Origin of the sequence: Rhodococcus sp. SG20037 (genome assembly GCF_031763325.1) — a bacterium.
Lineage (GTDB): Bacteria > Actinomycetota > Actinomycetes > Mycobacteriales > Mycobacteriaceae > Rhodococcus_F > Rhodococcus_F qingshengii.
In genome coordinates, this window is record NZ_CP134497.1 from 5,756,558 (window position 1) to 5,772,822 (window position 16,265).

General features: G+C 61.8%; 18 protein-coding genes. 8 read left to right on the forward strand and 10 right to left on the reverse strand.

Features of this window, described 5'->3' with window-relative positions:
• Positions 1–78: 78 nt before the first annotated feature.
• Positions 79–1,299, forward strand: coding sequence for an SfnB family sulfur acquisition oxidoreductase (locus RHP72_RS26615; RefSeq protein ID WP_058038329.1), 1,221 nt, complete (start codon positions 79–81; stop codon positions 1,297–1,299).
• 6 nt (positions 1,300–1,305) lie between these two features.
• Here the strand turns inward: RHP72_RS26615 and RHP72_RS26620 are convergent, their stop codons facing one another.
• Positions 1,306–1,968 (reverse strand): TetR/AcrR family transcriptional regulator, encoded by a 663-nt coding sequence (locus RHP72_RS26620; RefSeq protein ID WP_003943078.1) that lies wholly within the window; start codon positions 1,966–1,968, stop codon positions 1,306–1,308.
• 119 nt (positions 1,969–2,087) lie between these two features.
• Here RHP72_RS26620 and RHP72_RS26625 point away from each other — a divergent pair, with 119 nt between their 5' ends.
• Positions 2,088–3,482, forward strand: a complete 1,395-nt coding sequence (locus RHP72_RS26625) for an MFS transporter (RefSeq protein WP_311094020.1) — start codon at positions 2,088–2,090, stop codon at positions 3,480–3,482.
• A gap of 6 nt (positions 3,483–3,488) precedes the next feature.
• On the forward strand, positions 3,489–4,484 hold the full coding sequence (locus RHP72_RS26630) for an ABC transporter substrate-binding protein (RefSeq protein WP_311094021.1): 996 nt from the start codon (positions 3,489–3,491) through the stop codon (positions 4,482–4,484).
• Here RHP72_RS26630 and RHP72_RS26635 read toward each other — a convergent pair.
• A complete protein-coding gene (locus RHP72_RS26635; protein ID WP_030536057.1) occupies positions 4,471–5,298 on the reverse strand; it encodes an AraC family transcriptional regulator in 828 nt (275 codons plus the stop codon). The genes RHP72_RS26630 and RHP72_RS26635 overlap by 14 nt on opposite strands.
• Before the next feature lie 140 nt (positions 5,299–5,438).
• Between RHP72_RS26635 and RHP72_RS26640 the strand changes: the two genes are divergently transcribed.
• Together RHP72_RS26640 and RHP72_RS26645 are read left to right on the forward strand one after the other, a co-directional pair.
• Positions 5,439–6,107 carry a DsbA family protein gene (locus tag RHP72_RS26640; protein WP_311094022.1) on the forward strand — a complete coding sequence of 223 codons (669 nt, stop codon included), beginning with the start codon at positions 5,439–5,441 and terminating at the stop codon, positions 6,105–6,107.
• 146 nt (positions 6,108–6,253) lie between these two features.
• Positions 6,254–6,685 (forward strand): MarR family winged helix-turn-helix transcriptional regulator, encoded by a 432-nt coding sequence (locus tag RHP72_RS26645; RefSeq protein ID WP_234552629.1) that lies wholly within the window; start codon positions 6,254–6,256, stop codon positions 6,683–6,685.
• Positions 6,686–6,739: 54 nt separating this feature from the next.
• On the opposite strand, the gene RHP72_RS26650 is transcribed toward RHP72_RS26645, so the two are convergent.
• Both RHP72_RS26650 and RHP72_RS26655 read right to left on the reverse strand, forming a co-directional pair.
• Positions 6,740–7,432, reverse strand: a complete 693-nt coding sequence (locus RHP72_RS26650) for an alpha/beta hydrolase (protein WP_007730784.1) — start codon at positions 7,430–7,432, stop codon at positions 6,740–6,742.
• Positions 7,433–7,621: 189 nt separating this feature from the next.
• Positions 7,622–7,789: a hypothetical protein gene (locus RHP72_RS26655; protein ID WP_225320434.1), complete on the reverse strand. Its 168-nt coding sequence runs from the start codon at positions 7,787–7,789 to the stop codon at positions 7,622–7,624.
• Here RHP72_RS26655 and RHP72_RS26660 point away from each other — a divergent pair.
• Positions 7,712–8,515 carry an AraC family transcriptional regulator gene (locus RHP72_RS26660; protein WP_311094905.1) on the forward strand — a complete coding sequence of 268 codons (804 nt, stop codon included), beginning with the start codon at positions 7,712–7,714 and terminating at the stop codon, positions 8,513–8,515. The genes RHP72_RS26655 and RHP72_RS26660 overlap by 78 nt on opposite strands.
• Positions 8,516–8,517: 2 nt before the next feature.
• On the opposite strand, the gene RHP72_RS26665 is transcribed toward RHP72_RS26660, so the two are convergent.
• The 4 genes from RHP72_RS26665 to RHP72_RS26680 are packed head-to-tail and all read right to left on the reverse strand — an operon-like array spanning position 8,518 to position 11,173.
• Entirely contained in the window at positions 8,518–9,246 is a 729-nt protein-coding gene (locus RHP72_RS26665; RefSeq protein WP_054781017.1) for a YdcF family protein, read from the reverse strand.
• Between the two features lie 55 nt (positions 9,247–9,301).
• On the reverse strand, positions 9,302–9,661 hold the full coding sequence (locus RHP72_RS26670) for a hypothetical protein (protein WP_311094023.1): 360 nt from the start codon (positions 9,659–9,661) through the stop codon (positions 9,302–9,304).
• A gap of 39 nt (positions 9,662–9,700) precedes the next feature.
• Positions 9,701–9,829 (reverse strand): hypothetical protein, encoded by a 129-nt coding sequence (locus RHP72_RS26675; RefSeq protein WP_311094024.1) that lies wholly within the window; start codon positions 9,827–9,829, stop codon positions 9,701–9,703.
• A gap of 60 nt (positions 9,830–9,889) precedes the next feature.
• Positions 9,890–11,173, reverse strand: coding sequence for a CdaR family transcriptional regulator (locus RHP72_RS26680; RefSeq protein WP_003943177.1), 1,284 nt, complete (start codon positions 11,171–11,173; stop codon positions 9,890–9,892).
• A 136-nt stretch (positions 11,174–11,309) separates the two neighbouring features.
• On the opposite strand from RHP72_RS26680, the gene RHP72_RS26685 reads away from it, so the two are divergent.
• Positions 11,310–12,185: an SGNH/GDSL hydrolase family protein gene (locus RHP72_RS26685; RefSeq protein WP_311094025.1), complete on the forward strand. Its 876-nt coding sequence runs from the start codon at positions 11,310–11,312 to the stop codon at positions 12,183–12,185.
• 52 nt (positions 12,186–12,237) lie between these two features.
• Positions 12,238–13,614 (forward strand): MFS transporter, encoded by a 1,377-nt coding sequence (locus RHP72_RS26690; protein ID WP_003942962.1) that lies wholly within the window; start codon positions 12,238–12,240, stop codon positions 13,612–13,614.
• 52 nt (positions 13,615–13,666) lie between these two features.
• On the opposite strand, the gene RHP72_RS26695 is transcribed toward RHP72_RS26690, so the two are convergent.
• Together RHP72_RS26695 and RHP72_RS26700 are read right to left on the reverse strand one after the other, a co-directional pair.
• Positions 13,667–14,923 (reverse strand): hypothetical protein, encoded by a 1,257-nt coding sequence (locus tag RHP72_RS26695; protein ID WP_063315552.1) that lies wholly within the window; start codon positions 14,921–14,923, stop codon positions 13,667–13,669.
• Positions 14,920–16,248 (reverse strand): lipase family protein, encoded by a 1,329-nt coding sequence (locus RHP72_RS26700; protein ID WP_042446378.1) that lies wholly within the window; start codon positions 16,246–16,248, stop codon positions 14,920–14,922. The genes RHP72_RS26695 and RHP72_RS26700 overlap by 4 nt, the downstream gene beginning before the upstream one ends.
• Between the last annotated feature and the right edge of the window lie 17 nt (positions 16,249–16,265).

The window sequence follows — 16,265 nt, forward strand, 5'->3', positions numbered from 1 at the left end:
TTCCCAGTGGTTTCCAGGGTAGCGATCACACAGGTTGTAAGTGTTGGGTGGGTGCTGCGACTGTGAAACGGTGGCAGCATGACTGCTGTGGACATTCAGGAGATCGCGCACCGCATCACCAGCGAGGACGAGGCGCTCTCGGTGGCGTCACAGCTGTCCGACGAGTTCGCGGCAGGTGCCGGAGTCCGCGATGCGCAGCGCCTCCTTCCCCACGACGAGGTTCGCACCCTGGCGCGGTCCGGCTTGCTCGGACTCTCGGTGCCGAAGGAGTTCGGTGGCATCGACGCAAGCACCGAGACGTTGGCCGAGGTCTTCCGCCTACTCGCCGAGGGCGATCCCAGCATCGCGCAGATTCCGCACAGCCACTTCACTTTCCTGGAAGCGCTCCGGTACCAGGGGTCTAACGAGCAGAAGCAGTTCTTCTACGCCGAAGCATTGTCGGGCAAGCAGTTCGCCAACGCCCAGAGCGAGCGCGGCAACAAGACCATCGACATCGACGGCACCACTCTCACCCCCGACGGGGAAGACTTTGTGCTCGAAGGTCGAAAATTCTATTGCACAGGAGCACTTTTCGCAGATTGGATCGTGGTGCGTGCCGCCAATGCGGATCAATTCACCGAGACCGGCGCACAGGTGAAATCCGCGGTCTACCTACCCCGGAATACTCCCGGACTGTCGATCGTCGACGACTGGGACGGCATGGGACAGAAGACAACTGCAAGCGGAACCGTGACCCTGGAATCCGTTTCGGTGCCGCGGTTCAATGTCGTACCCTTCACGTCGCTCTTCACTCACCCGACCACCTACGGAGCACAGGCCCAGATCCTGCACGCCGCGATCGACACCGGCATCGCGTCGGCTGCACTGCGTGAATCCGTGAAACTCGCGGCAAAGGCGCGTCCCTTCTTCGAGGCGAAAGTCGATACAGCGGTGGAGGATCCACTGCTCGTTCAACTCGCCGGCGAAGCGGCAATCGAGGTTCGCGCTGCCAGATCCCTCTTGGCGGAAGCAGCGCGATCGATCGACGTGGCGCGTCGTGATCCCACCGAGGACTCCACGGCCCGAGCATCCATCGACGCTGCAACTGCCAAAGTGGTCGGCGCCAGGGCGTCATTGGCGGCCACGAGCACTTTGTTCGAGATCGGTGGCACCAGAAGCGCGGGCGAATCGGCGAACCTCTCCCGATTCTGGCGTGACGCGCGCACGCACACCCTGCACGATCCGACGAGGTGGAAGGTCCAGCACATCGGCCGGTGGACACTGTCCGGGACAATCCCACCGCGGCACGGACTGCTGTGAACACACTCAGTCGGAGTTCATATATCCGCTGATCAAGACTTCCAGTCCTTCCAAGTAGCTCTCAGTCGTCGTCCCTCCCGGCCAGTCCTCGAGCACCTCACTGAGCACCGGCAGTTTCTCGGGCCCGATTTCTCGGATCTTGACCGCGAGAGGTGACACGCTGCCTTCCGGTCGCGTAGTGGTGTCGTAGATGTTGAGCAATGCGCCGAGTGTGTAGTTCCACAGCGCTCGATAGACCAACAGTGCGCGACGAGGTGACATACCGAGTTCGACACACGCGGCCATCGCCCGATCGACCAAGACCACAGCGCCGCTCCCACCACGGCCACCGCGCTGAAGCAACTCGATGATCCAGCGCTCCGACGCCAGCTTTTCGAAGATCGCGGTGAAGATCGTGCGAAGCCGTTCGACCTGATCCTGCGGCAGGACCAGCGCGCCGAGATCTTGTGAGTACACATCGAGCACCGCGCTGATCAGCTGTTCCTTGTCGCCCACGTGCCGGTACAGCGCCATCGGCGTGGTGCCGAGCGACTTCGCCAACGCGCGCATGCTCAACGCGTCGGCGCCGCCGGTCTGAAGCTGCCGTTTCGCCTCGTCGACTATCTGCTCCGACGTGATCGTCGGGGGACGTCCGAGCCGCGGTGATCTCGGTTCCATCTTTTCGGCCATCCGTCGATTGTGCGCGCCCCTGCTACGACGCTCTCGCCCGGGGAACCCCTTGCATCTCAGTCGCCAGCAAGGTAAACCTAACTACTTATGAGAACGCGTATACAAATTAGGTACCTGCAATGACAACAACAACTCGAGCGGTAGCCGCACCGGCTCTGGTCCTCACAGCCGCCGCGGCAGCGCAGTTCCTGGTGGCCTTCGACATGTCGGTCATCAACGTCGCGCTGCCCGACATCCAGGAATCGCTGAACTTTTCCGACGCCGGGTTGTCCTGGGTCGTCAACGCGTACGCCCTCGCCTTCGGCGGACTGCTGCTTCTCGGCGGTCGTCTGTGCGACGTGATGGGCACTCGTCGAGTTCTGGTTTCCGGGCTTCTGCTGTTCGCCCTCGTCAGCATCGTCGGCACCTTCTCCGTGTCCGCCGAAATGCTTGTCGGAGCTCGGGCGCTTCAAGGCGTCGGCGCTGCACTGATCGCGCCGGCCGGGCTCGCCGCCCTCAGTCAGGCCTTTCCCACCGGACGCGCCAGGGCCAAGGCATTCGGCATCGGCGCAATGTCGTCAGCACTGGGCGGCGCACTCGGTGTCGTCCTGAGCGGCATTTTGACCGAAGGGCTCAGTTGGCGATGGGTGATGTTCGCCGGCGCACCAGTGGCCCTGATCGCCGCAGTTGCCGGTGCCCGCGGCCTGCCGGCCGGCCAAGCCGCCAGAGGCGGCTCTCTCGATCTCCCCGGAGCCATCTTGGCGACGGCCGGAATCACCGCCCTTGTCGGCACAGTGATCGCCACGGAATCACATTCCTGGACTTCGGGTTACGTGCTGGGTGGATTCGCGCTCACGATCGCGCTGCTCACTGCGTTCGTTGTGGTCGAAAGCCGCTGCGCCACACCACTGGTAAGACTGTCCACCCTGCTTCGACCCCGAATCGGACTGGCCAACGCCATCATGTGCCTGGTGTGCGCGGCACAGTTCAGCGCGTTCTTCTTCGTCTCACTCTTCCTGCAACGCGGGCTGGGCTATTCACCGACCATCACCGGTCTGGCTTTCCTGCCCTTCTGCTTCGGCCTGGTGATCGGCATCCTCGCATCCACCAAACTCCTTCCGCGCTACGGAGTTCGACCGTTGCTCGTAGTCGGAACAGCAGTCGCCGCATTCGGAACTTTCATGTTTTCGACCATGAACCTCGACAGTCCCTTCTGGGCCGTCATCCTGGTGCCTTCGCTTCTGGCGAGCATCGGCATCGGTCTGTCGTTCATGCCGCTCAGTAACGTCGCCACCGCCGACGCTCCCCCCGAAGAAGTCGGCATGGCATCCGGGCTACTGAGTACATCGCGTCAGATCGGCGGTTCACTCGGACTAGCCGTTCTCGTGAGCGTCGCCGCTTCCTCGACGGCACGTTCGGACAGCGCGCCGACCGAAGCACTGGTTTCCGGATACTCCCAAGCCCTCTTCGTCTGCTCCGGCCTACTGCTGGCCGGTACCCTCCTGTCCTTCTTCTTCCCACGAATGGATCGTTGACCTCAGATGTTCACCACCCGAACCGCATTCGGCATCGTCTCGGCGCTTCTCCTGACCGTCGCCGGCGCAAGCGCGTGCAGCAGCTCCGCCGAGTCCGACACCGCCTCTGCAACTCGCTCCGTCACCCACGAACTCGGCACCGTCGAAGTTCCGGCCTCACCGCAGCGCATTCTCGCGCTCGACGAGTACGCGGGGTTGAGTGCACTCGCACTCGGCGTGAAGCCCACCGTCGTCTACAGCACCCTGCGATCGGACGTCGCCAAGTCGATTCTGCGCGAGCAGGGCGTCGAAGTTCTCGACAAGCCGACTTTCTTCGCCAACCCCGCCGTCGAGGAGATCGCGTCCGTCGAACCCGACGAGATCTTGATGAGCAATGCCGGTCCACTACCGAGCCTGTTCGCGCAGATCAATTCCGTGGCGCCAACCTTGGTCCTCCCGTACTCGGCGCCGTGGCGTGATGTGCTCGAACAAGCTGGGGCACAGCTCGATCGAGGCAGCGAAGCTACCGCCATGATCGGAAAGCTGGAATCCGGCCTCGAAGGCGTCAAGTCCGCGGCTGCCGGCCAGAGCCTTGCGATCCTTCTCGGCTACAGCGGAAACCTGTTCACCGTGCCACCGACCACTCCCATCTCCACACTGGTCACCGAGGCCGGATTCACCAGGCCGGCATCGGAAATCAACGCGACCAACAATCAAGACACCGGCACGATTTCCCCCGTCTCGCCGGAACTCCTACCCGAGCATGCGGCGCAGACCGTCGCCGTACTTTCCGGGCAGCAGTACGACGCATCCATCGTGCGAAACACTCCACTGTTCGACAACCTGACACCCGATCCGGCGCACGCTCTGGACGTCAGCGGTGATCTCTGGTTCGGCAGCCATCCTTTTGCCATCTACTGGATCATCCAGGATCTGGACGGCATCGCACATGGCAAGGGGCAGAACAGTATTGGAACCCTCGACAGCGCCGACGCGCGATGGGCGGCATTCAGCGCGCTCTGACGTCCTGACGAAAGGTCAGCGGAGAAACACCCACCCGGGTGGCGAAGAACTTCGTGAAGTTCGCAGAATCGTCGAACCCCAACTTCGACGCCACCTGGGTGACCGTGTCCGTGCCGAAAGACAGCAGACGTTTCGCTTCGAGAACCACACGCTGATCGATGTACTGCTTTGCCGTCATCCCGGCAGCGGCTCGGGTGGCCCGCAGCACAGTCTTCTCGGAGTACCCGATCTTGTTGGCGTACTCCGAAACCGAACGGACCGTGGCGAAGTCACGTTCGACAACGGCATGAAACCTTTCGAACACGTCATTGTGCGCCAGCACGGAACTCTGTTCCTGTCCACCGAGATGGGTCAGTTTCAACAGAATTGCTGTCAGCGTGTGCCGCAGAATGGCCGCGCGAACGACCGGCGCGGAAGTATCCGGGCAGCCGTAGTTCAGGTTCAGGTGTTTCATACCCGTGCTGATGGTCTCGAGGTTCTCGCCGGACAACTGCCACGCTGCCTGCCGACTGCGAGCGTTCCCGTCCAACAACTGCTGACTGACGGCATCGAGCGACGAGGGCGTGAACAGAACAACCGTCGCCTCGAAATCCTGGATTCGCCCCCACTGTTGCACCTGCCCCGGTCTGACCCAGAACACGGTCCCCGGGCTCACCGCGTAGTTCACGAAGTCGATGGTGTGTAGCGCCGAACCCTCGGTCACCAACGCGAGCAAGTGAAATTGCGGACGTTGGGGGCCGACGAACTCTGCGCTTCCCCCGTTGATGCGAATGGTGTCCAGGCTGAGTACTTCGATCTCGGTCGCGTCAGCCACCGAAGATGCGTACCCGACGTCCCGGACGGGTACGTGTCTGTTTTTCACTAGTTCGGGACTCATCTTCACCGTGACCGAATACCCGAATGCGACATACCGTCAGGGTATCAATCAGTTCACGCTCGGATAGGAATCTTCCAGTGCAGACATCACGCTCGGAAACAGCAGGCACGACGCAACTCACCTACGTCTTCGACGCCTATTGCGGGTGGTGTTTCGGCTTCGGCCCTGCGTTGACGGAGTTCGTCCGTCAAAATGCCGATTCCATCGACTTGTCCGTGGTCAGCGGCGGACTGTTCACCGGTGAGCGCGTCGCGCCCATGTCTTCGGCTCCGTACCTGAAATCAGCCAACGCCACCATCGCCGCCCAGACCGGCGCTGTCTTCGGTGACGGATATTCACAACTGGTGACTGATGGGCGGTTCGTCATGGATTCGACGGATGCAGCGATCGGACTCGCCGCACTGCGCGCGCAAGATCCGACACGCGCCCTCGACATCGCGGAGGCCATGCAGATCACGTTCTACCGAGACGGTCGCAGCCTTTCCGATCCCGAGACGTACCGATCCATCGCGGAATCCCTCCAACTCGACCCATCTGCCGCGGTGTCTTCCCTGTTCACCGCCGCCTCGAAGGATGCCGCCCGCGCTGATTTCGTCCGAGCACGCAGGCTCGGCGCCACTTCGTTTCCGACGCTGTTGTTCCACGGGAGCGACGGGTCCGTCGTGAAATTCGGTTCTCCGACCAGTACCGCGGCCGATCTCACCCGCGACCTGAACACGTGTGTGCGGGCGTATGCGGTGGCTTGACCCACCCACCTTGCGAGTGAAAGGTACGCCCGGCGCCTTCAGTACGCCGAACGTACCTTTCGCTCAGCGTGACTTCACCCAAATCACTTCGGCCCTCCTTCTGGTTTGATGAACACCGAACGAATCGCACCAAAGGGGAAACGACAGTGGTTTCAGATCCGATCACGGGCCTGGAGATGGAACTTGCCGACATGTGGCAACGAGGACGCGCCCAGGCGCGCACCTATGCGCGCGCAATTCATCCCAAACTCGATCCGGCGCTCTACCCGGTTCTGGTCATCCTGAACCGTTCGGATGCGGTGCGGATGTCCGACCTGATCTGCACCCTCGATATCGAGAAGTCCACCTTGACCAGGCAAATCGACGCCGCAGCTCGACTCGGCCTGGTGGAACGAATCCCCGATCCCGACGACGCTCGCGCCAAGTTGGTAGCTCTGACCCCTGAGGCGCGAACGAAGCTCACGACCATCCGCAATCACCAGATAGATCGCTGGCGCGCCCGACTCGAGAAATGGGATACGGACGACATCACCACGCTGACAGCGCTGCTTCACCGACTGGGCAGTTCCGAGGACTGACGACAAATTAGTCGTGATGGGCAGCCCACTCGAACAGCCGGACGATTTACGCCGTCACGACAATTCTGCAGCAGCACGCAGGATCAACTGGGTGACCTCGTGCGGGTGGGACGCCAAGGATGCATGGCCTGCGTCGAGTTCCTCGATCTCGCGGGCACCGATACGCTCTGCCATCCATCGCTCGGTTTCCGGCGGAATCATTCGGTCCTGCCCTGAAACCTGATACCAACTGGGCTTCCCACGCCATGCCGGCGGCCCTGACGGGTCCGAGAAGCACTGACCCGCAATGGGTTTCTGCGTCAGCGCCATGACCAATGCTTCGGTGTCGTCGAGATCCTGACTGAAACTCTCCTGAAACTTGTCCGGGGCGATCCACAAGAAGCCCTCGGCGTCCGGCGCGATGTTCGCCGCGCCCGCCGGCTGATCCGTGCGGGCGAAGATACTTCCCAGGCTGTCACCCTCGTCCGGCGCAAAGGCAGCGATATATACCAGTCCCACAACGTTTTCCGCATGACCCGCGCCTGTGATCACCGCGCCGCCGTACGAGTGTCCGACCAGCAGGGTCGGGCCGTCCATCGATTCGGCCAACTTCCTGGTCCGGTCCACGTCGTCGGCGAGCGAAGTAAGTGGATTCTGGACCGCAACCACTCGATGCCCGGCGTTGTGCAGGGTGGGTATGACGTGACGCCAATGAGAACCGTCTCCCCAGGCTCCATGTACCAGAACGATGTTTACCTTCTCTGTCATGACCAACTCCTCCAGATACGCAGTGCGACGAATACTCCGACGATCGGCAAGCCTTCGAAACCCAGGCCTTGCCTGTTACCCAGGTTAAGGGGATCCTGGATCAATAACCATGACCAGATTGCCAAGTTTTTGTGCAGAAACGCCGAATGCTCGAGACATCGGAGTGATCGATCCATGAGGACAACATCATCACAGCGGTACGTACCCACCACCGACGAGACTCGAACCCGGGACACCCTCTCGCACGTTCTCGAAGTCGTCCACCTTCGCGGTGATCAGATTCATCGCTGCGTCCACGGCGAGAACTTCACCGTGGAGGTACCCGCTGGGGTGCGAGCACTTCACATTGCCGAGCACGGTGACATCGTGATCAGAACGCAGGGCAAAGCCCCGATCGAACTCGGCCCCGGGGAACTCGTACTGTTACCCCATGGGCATGCTCATACGATCGAGAATGCGATGCCGATGCACCCGAAAAACGAAACATGTTGGCTTTTCGGTACTTTCACACTCGACGACGTCGCAGCGCAGCGACTGCTGTCCGTTCTGCCGGACTTCGTCGAACTGCGCGCGACACAAGGGACCCCGGTCGAGTGGCTCGAGGTGAGCAGCCGACTGTTGGGCGCCGAGGTGGACGATCCGAAACCTGGTTCCTCCGTGATGGTTTCCCGGATTCTCGACCTTCTCTTCGTCCAGATCCTCAGAGCGTGGGCTCGAGCGGACGGATCGAACGGCGGATGGTTGACCGCAGCAATGGATCCACGAATCGGGCAGGCCCTCGAGGCCGTCCACAACGACCCGTCACGCAACTGGACCATCGACGAACTGGCGACGCTGTCCACCCTGTCGAGATCGTCTTTTGCGGAGCGCTTCTCGCGACTGGTCGGCCAGACGCCCGGCGCTTACATCACCGAGCGCCGACTCGACCGTGCCGCCGAACTACTCGTGCAAACCACCGAGCCGGTCGGAACCATTGCGATAACTGTCGGCTACGAATCCGATGCCGCGTTCAGCCGCGCCTTCCGTCGACGATTCGACGCCTCGCCGTTGAACTGGCGAAAGTCCAACTCCCACAATCACTGACGTCAGGTCGCAGCGATTACGCCTGCGACCGGGATCCGGCCGAGAACTGCAACGCGGAAGTCCACCATCGCGCGCTCCACGTGATTGGCGCTCGAGACCACAACCACGCCGGTCGCGCCTCGATCGGCGAGAATCCGCGCAGAGTTGATCGCATTCTCGACCGTCGACCACGAAGTTCCCTCTTCGGTGATCCGGCCCGGGTTGACGCCGTTGGCAACGAGCCATTCGCGCATCGCCCTGGCTTCCGTTACTCCGGCCTTCGGAGCCCCACCGCTTGTGATGATCGGAGACTGCGGGTACTGACGGGCCAGCTGGAGCGCCGCCTGAAGCCGGTCGACCAACATCGGACGCATCGTGCCGTCGTCGAAGAGGCCGGCACCCAAGACGACGATGTTCGTGCCCACGGGGTTGAGGTCGAGCAGCACGGGCGACTGGCGTGTCAGCGTCTCAGCACTCGTGCACGCGAGAATGAGAGACCGCACCGGTGTTTGGCAGCCGCCCACCGTCGACAGGATGCCGTTGACGACCGTCGTCGGAGTGATGTCGGCACTCGCTGTCGCCGGCGTCAATCCCACTCCGGCTGCGGCGATTACCGAAGCAGCAATCAATCCCTTCGTCAGAGACCTACGAACATTTGCCATGTAGCCGAACCCCCAGATTGTCGATTGTCCAGCCCACGGTAACGAACATTTCGTCGCGATTGCATCATTTGACTCAAATTTACTGTTCACTGACCGTCACACAGATTAAACATAAATATTGGGCAACAATTCGGGTTCGAAACCGTCATCTACCAGCATCTCGAATCGACGCGCCTGCCGCGTTACCGATCTGAGCTGCAGCATCCCCGAGCAGGTCGGCCACACTGAACGGCAACAATTCGTTGTTGCAGATCACGATGTTGCATCCGGGTGTTCCTGCTCGCCCCGTCCCGACCATCGTGTCGAAGATCAATTCGGGGTTCGCGAAGCCGACGAGCTGTGACGGATCGTCGATGAGCGGACCACCCGACCCATGCACGGGAGGCCCGACGTACGGCGGCGGTGGAACGTCCACGATCGAAGCGACGACAAGCCGCAAGAACTCCTGGAGATAGAGATCCCGAGGCGCGTTCTGCCACACCGGATGCGAAACATACTTGCTCACCGGCGCATTCACGGAGTAGAAGTCCTCGCCCGCGTTCACTCAGGTCAAGAAGCCGTACCCCCCATTGGACGGAGAGGGCGCGGACAACTCGTCGAGGTAGGCGGAGTCGATCAACGTCTGATCACGCCACGCGCCTCGTTGCACCATCAGCTGACCCAGTCTGGCCATGTCTCCCGACCACATTGCCAATCCGAGAATCGGACACGTTCACAGAGAACCACAGACGCATCACGTTTGGGAAGAGTCAGCCTCCATTCCGAGCGCGCGACGCGCTCCCAGCGCCATGGTGACCTGTACAAGATCTTTCGGTGACGACAGGTCAAGTCCCGTCAGGGAACTCGCTTTACGCAGGCGGTACACGACCGTGTTCGGGTGTACGTGCAACTGCCGAGCGGTGGTAGCTCGATCGAATCCGGAGTCGATGAAAGATTCGAGCGTCTCGAGCACGGCAGGATCGGACTCCAACCGCGACAACACATCTGCGAGGATCGGCAGCGCAGCGCTCGGGCGGGTCAGTTGATACTCGACTGCAAGATCCTCGAGACGCACGACCCCACTTGTACGGCCGTACTTTCGGGCAACGTTCAGCACCTCGCGCGCCTGCGACACCGCTGCGGGAATTGCCGGCGGTGCCGCGACATGTACGGCGGCAACCGTCGATGCACCGATGACCTTCTCGAGATCACCCAATCGTCGACACAATGAAAGATACTGCGGACTCGACGCCCAGTTCCCCTCAGCGGGTTCCGATTCCACAATAGGAATCAGTACGGCTCCGCCACTGCTCCCGAGCACCCCGAGCGCTTTGTCACGCCCCACCTGATCAAGCTCTCGTTGCAGGTGGCGCACCTTTCTCCGCTCGGCGACGGCAGTGTCCACCTCGGTCGAGGACTCGTCGTCATTCCGTTCGACGTGCAGCGCCACCACCCAGTACAGGCGCGCCAACCTGATGCCCACATCGTCGGAGACCCGATCAACATCGACACCCGTCGAAAGTGCTACGAACAATGACCTTCGCGCAGAATCCTCGTCCGTCTGGGTGGCATGGTCGGAACCGTAGCCGGCAAGAACCGCCGACGCGGAGGCCGCGGTGTATGCATTCAGGAGTCGTCCGGTGCGGGCAAGTGCGACACCGTCTTCCGGGACCGCCCATTCGCTGATGGTCTCCCACCACAGCCCGGCTGCCAAGTGATATGCCCGCAGCACCTCACCGAGCGGAACCAATTCCTGAGCCCGTTGGCGAGCCGATTCGCTGATGTCGGCGAGCAGCTCGGGCGCCAGATCGGCGCCGGTCCGCAGCATCGAAATGAACAGTTCCAGATTGCGCCTCACGATGGTGGTGACGTCGTTACGCAATGCCTCGTCAGGGAGCAACCGGTAGAAGGTGACGTCGCGGTGGACCAGATCGACTGTCTCAATGACCAGTGGATGGGTGCGTTGCGCCAGTCGGTCGGCCAGAGATCTGCCACCAACCAGGATCGGCTCGAACGGCAGATCTTTGTTTCCTGACACAAAACCCTCCACAGAATTGAATTGCCACCACAAGGCCGACCTGCCTTTTTCCTATCACTATGTAACCCACGCCACTCACGAATTCACAATCGGCGGCGTAACTGGAAGTACCACCTTCGACCAATAGGAGCCTCGAGTGACGTGGAAAACGCGCAGCGCAGCCATTCTGGCAGGCGTCGTGGCTGCCGGTTCGATCGCGGCTCTCGGGACCGGTGTGTCGAGTGCCAAGACAGCGGTCAGCACTATCCAGTACGTCGCGCTCGGCGATTCCGCGGCGGCCGGCCCACTGGTCACCGCGCAGGACTCGTCGTCACCGGGCTGTCTACGATCACTCGACAACTACCCGTCCGTGGTGGCGCGAGAACTCGGCGCTCAACTCACGGATATGACCTGCTCGTCGGCGCGATCCGCCAACGTCACGGACACCGCACAATCGACGTTCTCCGGTCAAGTATCACCGCAGGCCACAGCATTGGGGCCTGATACCGACCTCGTCACCATCACCATCGGTGCCAACGACATCTCGTTGTTCCCGACAGTTCTGAGCTGCGTCAATCCACTCCCCGAACCCACCGGAACGTCCTGCCGTGACAAGTTCACCTCCGGTGGCGTCGATCAACAGCGACAGATGATCGAAAATGCGTCCACAGGTTGGAGTTCCATGATCGAAGTCGCGCAGGATCGAGCACCGTCGGCGCGCATCGTCGTGGTCGGATACGGAACATACATCCGTGGTGGCGGCTGCCCCGGCACTCAGCCGTTCTGGCCGCGCGACGCCGACTATCTCCAGAGTGTGATCGACTACGGCAACACGGTCATGGCAGCAACTGCGGCCCGTCACGGCGTCGAGTACATCGACATCACCGAAACCACTGCCGGGCATGACATCTGCACGGACCCTGCCACTGCTTACTACACGGGAATCGTCCCTACCCAGCCGGCGGTTCCACTGCATCCCACTGCGGCCGGGATGCAGGCGATCGGCAAAACGGTCGCCGACGCTCTGTCCTGAGCTTCTCCCCCAGCACAATTCATTCAGCACTCGCGAAAAGGGTGGAACAATCATGTCAATTCAACGAGACGCTCCGCCGCTGCCGTCCGTCGACGGCGCCCCTGTCGGAACACGTGACAAACTACTCGGCGGCACACTCGTCGCCCTGTTTCTCGCGAACATGCTCAACTTCTTCGACCGGGCGATCCCCTCGGTCGTTGCCGAGCCGATCAAGAACGAGTTTTCGCTCAGCGACTTGCAATTGGGATTGATCACCTCTGCATTCACCCTCGTCTACGCAGTCGCAGGACTGCCTCTGGGCCGGTTGGCCGACACGAAGAACCGTCCCAAGATCATCGGGATCGGACTCCTGGTGTGGAGCGGACTGACGGCAGCAACCGGTGCCGCCGGCAGCTACGTGCTGTTCATCCTCGCGCGTCTCGGCGTCGGTGTGGGCGAAGCGACCTTCACACCCGCAGCAAACTCGATGATCGGCGATATCTACCCGGCGGAACGACGCTCACGCGCACTTGGTGTCTTCATGCTCGGTTTGCCAATTGGCCTCATGCTCGCCTACTTCACCGTCGGCAAGATCGCCGAGGCATTCGACAGCTGGCGTGCACCGTTCTTCCTCGCGGCGATTCCCGGTGTCCTGCTGGCAGTCGTGCTCTACCGCATGGCAGATCCGGTTCGTGGTGGTTCCGAAAGTCCGGAGGCCCGCGCAGCCGCTGTTTCACAGGCACCGATCACCCGCCCGATCCGTCGTCTGCTCGCAATTCCCACGCTTCGTTGGCTCATCCTTGCCGGGCTGACGTTCAACTTCGCCGCCTACGCAGTGAATTCGTTTGTCGTCCCACTGCTCATGCGCCAGTACCACCTGAAGCTGACTGCGGCGGCATCGGTCACGGGCATCATCGTCGGAATCACGGGCCTGATCGGATTGCTTCTCGGCGCTCGCTACGCTGACAAGGCCAGCGCACGCTCACCGCGCGCACGGTTGATGATCGGTGTCGGAACCTCGGCATTGGCGGCACCTTTGACGGCGCTGGCACTGTTGCAACACGGCGGAAACGTCGTGATGTTCACGCTCTTGTTCTCGGCCGGGTGGCTTCTGGCTTACGGCTTCTACATCAGCGTCTACCCTGCCATTCACGACGTCGTGGTTCCCAGGCTCCGCGGCACTGCGACGGCGCTGTTCTTCGCTGCCATGTACCTTCTCGGCGGATTCTCCGGACCGGTTGCCGTTGGAGCGATCTCGGACTGGTTCGCCAAGCGTGCACTTGCAGATGCCGGTACCGGGAAGTTGGCTCAGTACGCCGGCGACGGGTTGAACTCGGCCATGTATCTCGTGCCGATCATGTTGGCACTCACCGCGGTATTCATCTACCTGGCTACCCGCACTGTAGGCAAGGACTCCGCGCGCATGCAAGCGGAGCTGAGCCAGGCCTGACCGACAAGTTCACGGGCGGTGGCGGGACCCTGAGGCCCCGCCACCGCCGAGTTCAGTTGACCGTAATCGCCAGAGTCGACAACATGGACCGCAACATGTCCGGCAAGCGAGCGATCATTCGCTGCTCGGTTATCCGAACGGAGACGGGCGCGGCCAGCGTCGCTCGCCACAGTTCCGGTTGATTCTTCATCAGGTTGTTGTAGACCGGGAGCAACTGATCGTTGATGTAGGTCCAACGACCATCCCGGTCCGCCCAGTTGAAGTCCGGAAGCGGCGTTTGCACAACAGCATTGCCCACCGCGAACGAGAGCGGGTTCGACTCGCGTGGCGGCACGACGCCAGGCATCGACGGTGATGCGGCGAAGGTGGTCAGGTAAGTCAACGAGCGACCAACGCTGCCGCGGTAGGCCTTCGCCTCGTCCCACTGATCACCCACCGACTGGTACTGCTCCCTTCGCAGCAGACGCACATTGCCGTCGAAGACCGATTCCGGTGTCCCCGAAGCAATGTTGTTCCACGCGATACGGGCGTTCTCGTCGAGCAACCCTGCGCGATCGAGTTCGGCGATGCCGTCGACACCGTCGTGAACCCACGCCATGTGCATGGGAATCAGGTCCGAGTAGATGTGTTTGCTCATCGCAATCACTTTCCCCTGGAACCACATCACGTCCTCGGGGCGAATCTCGTGGCCGACCTCGAGAAGTGCCGCAATGTCCTCGGGTGCTCCCATCGACGATGCAACCGGCGACCCGATGCGGTCGATCTCTCGCCAGACCAGTGCCATCGCCTCGCTGATCGCTTGGACTTCCAGCACAACCCGCCCGTAGTCCAAGTCGAGGAGTCCACCGGCGAAAGCGGGCCCGACCATTCCTCCCATACCTGCCCACTGCAGCTCTCGATGCTCGAGCTGGAGTCGCTCGTAGAACTGGAAAGTGTTGGTGAGGTTTCCGAGATTCGCGTGCACACCGTCGAACGGAGTCCACGAAGCGAGATCGATACCTGCCGACTCCGTCCCGACCGCGAGCCAGTACTGCTTGAGCAGTGTCTGATAGCGATGCGGATCCACTCCCGAGGCTCGGGCGGTATCCACCAAAGACCGCAGCGTCGCGGAATCCGATGGCAGAGAAGGATGCAGGCCGCCCGTGGCTTCGGCGTTTGCGTTCACTGCTTCCAGGTCGAGGTACCTGTCGAGCTCACCAGTACCCGCGGACGCCCTGCCTCCCAGTACGACGGCACCGCCGATACCTGCCGAAGCAACGAGAACCGTGCGCGCAAAATCCCTGCGCGTCAGAGACTTCCGCAAGCTCATCGTCCCTCGGCTTCGTCGAACGTCTTTGCCAGCCAGGCGATGTCCTGCATACCCAGCTGATCGGTCACCGTCTTGTACAGGTTGGTCACGTAATCGAGCGGCCCGCACTGCGACGGGAGCAGGTCCACGTTGCCGCCGTCTGCTCGATATGTCTGCGCCAATTGCTCTGCCTCACTGAAGGGAACGAGAAAGTCGTCCTCACAGGAAGAAATCAGAAGCTTGGAAGCCGGCGCCTGCTTTCCCAACGTGTTGTCCGCGTACGCCGCGGCCAGCGCAGGGATCGTTCGGGGCGAAGGGTTGGTGAGTAGGACGTCGAACGGAACGAATGGGAGTCCGAGGTAGAGCGCCTGGCAGGACGCGCGGAAGGCTGCGGCGACGTTGTGACCGATCGGAGTCAGATGATCGTCGAGCCGAACGTCGGGGTAGCCCGCGTCGAATCCGAGAATGCTCGAGAAGACGAATCCGGAACCGATCCCACCGGCCGCTGTTTCCTCGAACGTTGCGGGGTCGATCATCATCGCCTGAATGGCACTGGCCTGGACGTTCAGTTCCGGCGCATAATCATGGGCTTGTTCCGCGGCAAAGCCCGCTGCGACACCGCCTCCGGCGACACCGTAGATGCCGACAGGGGTGTCTGATTCGAGGCCGCCTTCCGGAAGCGCGAGTGCTGCCCGAACGCCGTCGAGCGTTGCCTTCCCTGAGAACTGTCCGATCGAGAACGGATGGGGAGCAGTGTCGCCGTCGTTGCCGACGTCGCTCATCATCACTGCCCAGCCGTGGCCGAACATCTGAGCCACCGGGCCGAGCGCCGAGAACATCGCCGGGTCGCTCTGATTGCCGCCGGTCCACTGGTGACTTGGTGCGCAGTTCGCGCCGAGGCTGTCGTTCGCCTCGGCGTATCCGATGATCTTGCGATCACCTGGCGCAGTTCCGTCCTCGGGAATCATCAGAATTCCGGTGCTGATCACCTGCCGACCGAAGTGATCAGTGGTGGTGTACATGAGTTGGTGAGCCGAGACCACGTCGGGACGGACCTGGTAGACCTGCACGCTGACCGGACGCGCTTTGAGAAGTGTGCCGGGGGCGGTACCCGGCTCGATTTCAGGTTCGTCGAACCACGGATCATCGGACGAGAGCCCGAGTGGAGTCAATTCGGTGGAAATGTCAGCGCCTTGGAGTGCCTTCACGACCAACGGGTTGAACACGTCGGCCAGGTCGACGGTCTCCTGCGCACCAGCCGGCGACCCCACCGCAAACAAGGCCACTGCCAGGGCCGATGCCGTTCCGGCGCGCCATGACCACCGTCGCCACGTCGAGTCAAACATCGTTCACGAGTTCCTTA

What these genes read in the sequence shown, in the direction of transcription:
- RHP72_RS26615 (WP_058038329.1), top strand. Translation starts at nt 79, where the DNA reads ATGACTGCTGTGGACATTCAGGAGATCGCGCACCGCATCACCAGCGAG.
- RHP72_RS26620 (WP_003943078.1), bottom strand. Translation starts at nt 1,968, where the DNA reads ATGGCCGAAAAGATGGAACCGAGATCACCGCGGCTCGGACGTCCCCCG.
- RHP72_RS26625 (WP_311094020.1), top strand. Translation starts at nt 2,088, where the DNA reads ATGACAACAACAACTCGAGCGGTAGCCGCACCGGCTCTGGTCCTCACA.
- RHP72_RS26630 (WP_311094021.1), top strand. Translation starts at nt 3,489, where the DNA reads ATGTTCACCACCCGAACCGCATTCGGCATCGTCTCGGCGCTTCTCCTG.
- RHP72_RS26650 (WP_007730784.1), bottom strand. Translation starts at nt 7,432, where the DNA reads ATGACAGAGAAGGTAAACATCGTTCTGGTACATGGAGCCTGGGGAGAC.
- RHP72_RS26675 (WP_311094024.1), bottom strand. Translation starts at nt 9,829, where the DNA reads ATGGCCAGACTGGGTCAGCTGATGGTGCAACGAGGCGCGTGGCGTGAT.
- RHP72_RS26690 (WP_003942962.1), top strand. Translation starts at nt 12,238, where the DNA reads ATGTCAATTCAACGAGACGCTCCGCCGCTGCCGTCCGTCGACGGCGCC.
- RHP72_RS26695 (WP_063315552.1), bottom strand. Translation starts at nt 14,923, where the DNA reads ATGAGCTTGCGGAAGTCTCTGACGCGCAGGGATTTTGCGCGCACGGTT.
- RHP72_RS26700 (WP_042446378.1), bottom strand. Translation starts at nt 16,248, where the DNA reads ATGTTTGACTCGACGTGGCGACGGTGGTCATGGCGCGCCGGAACGGCA.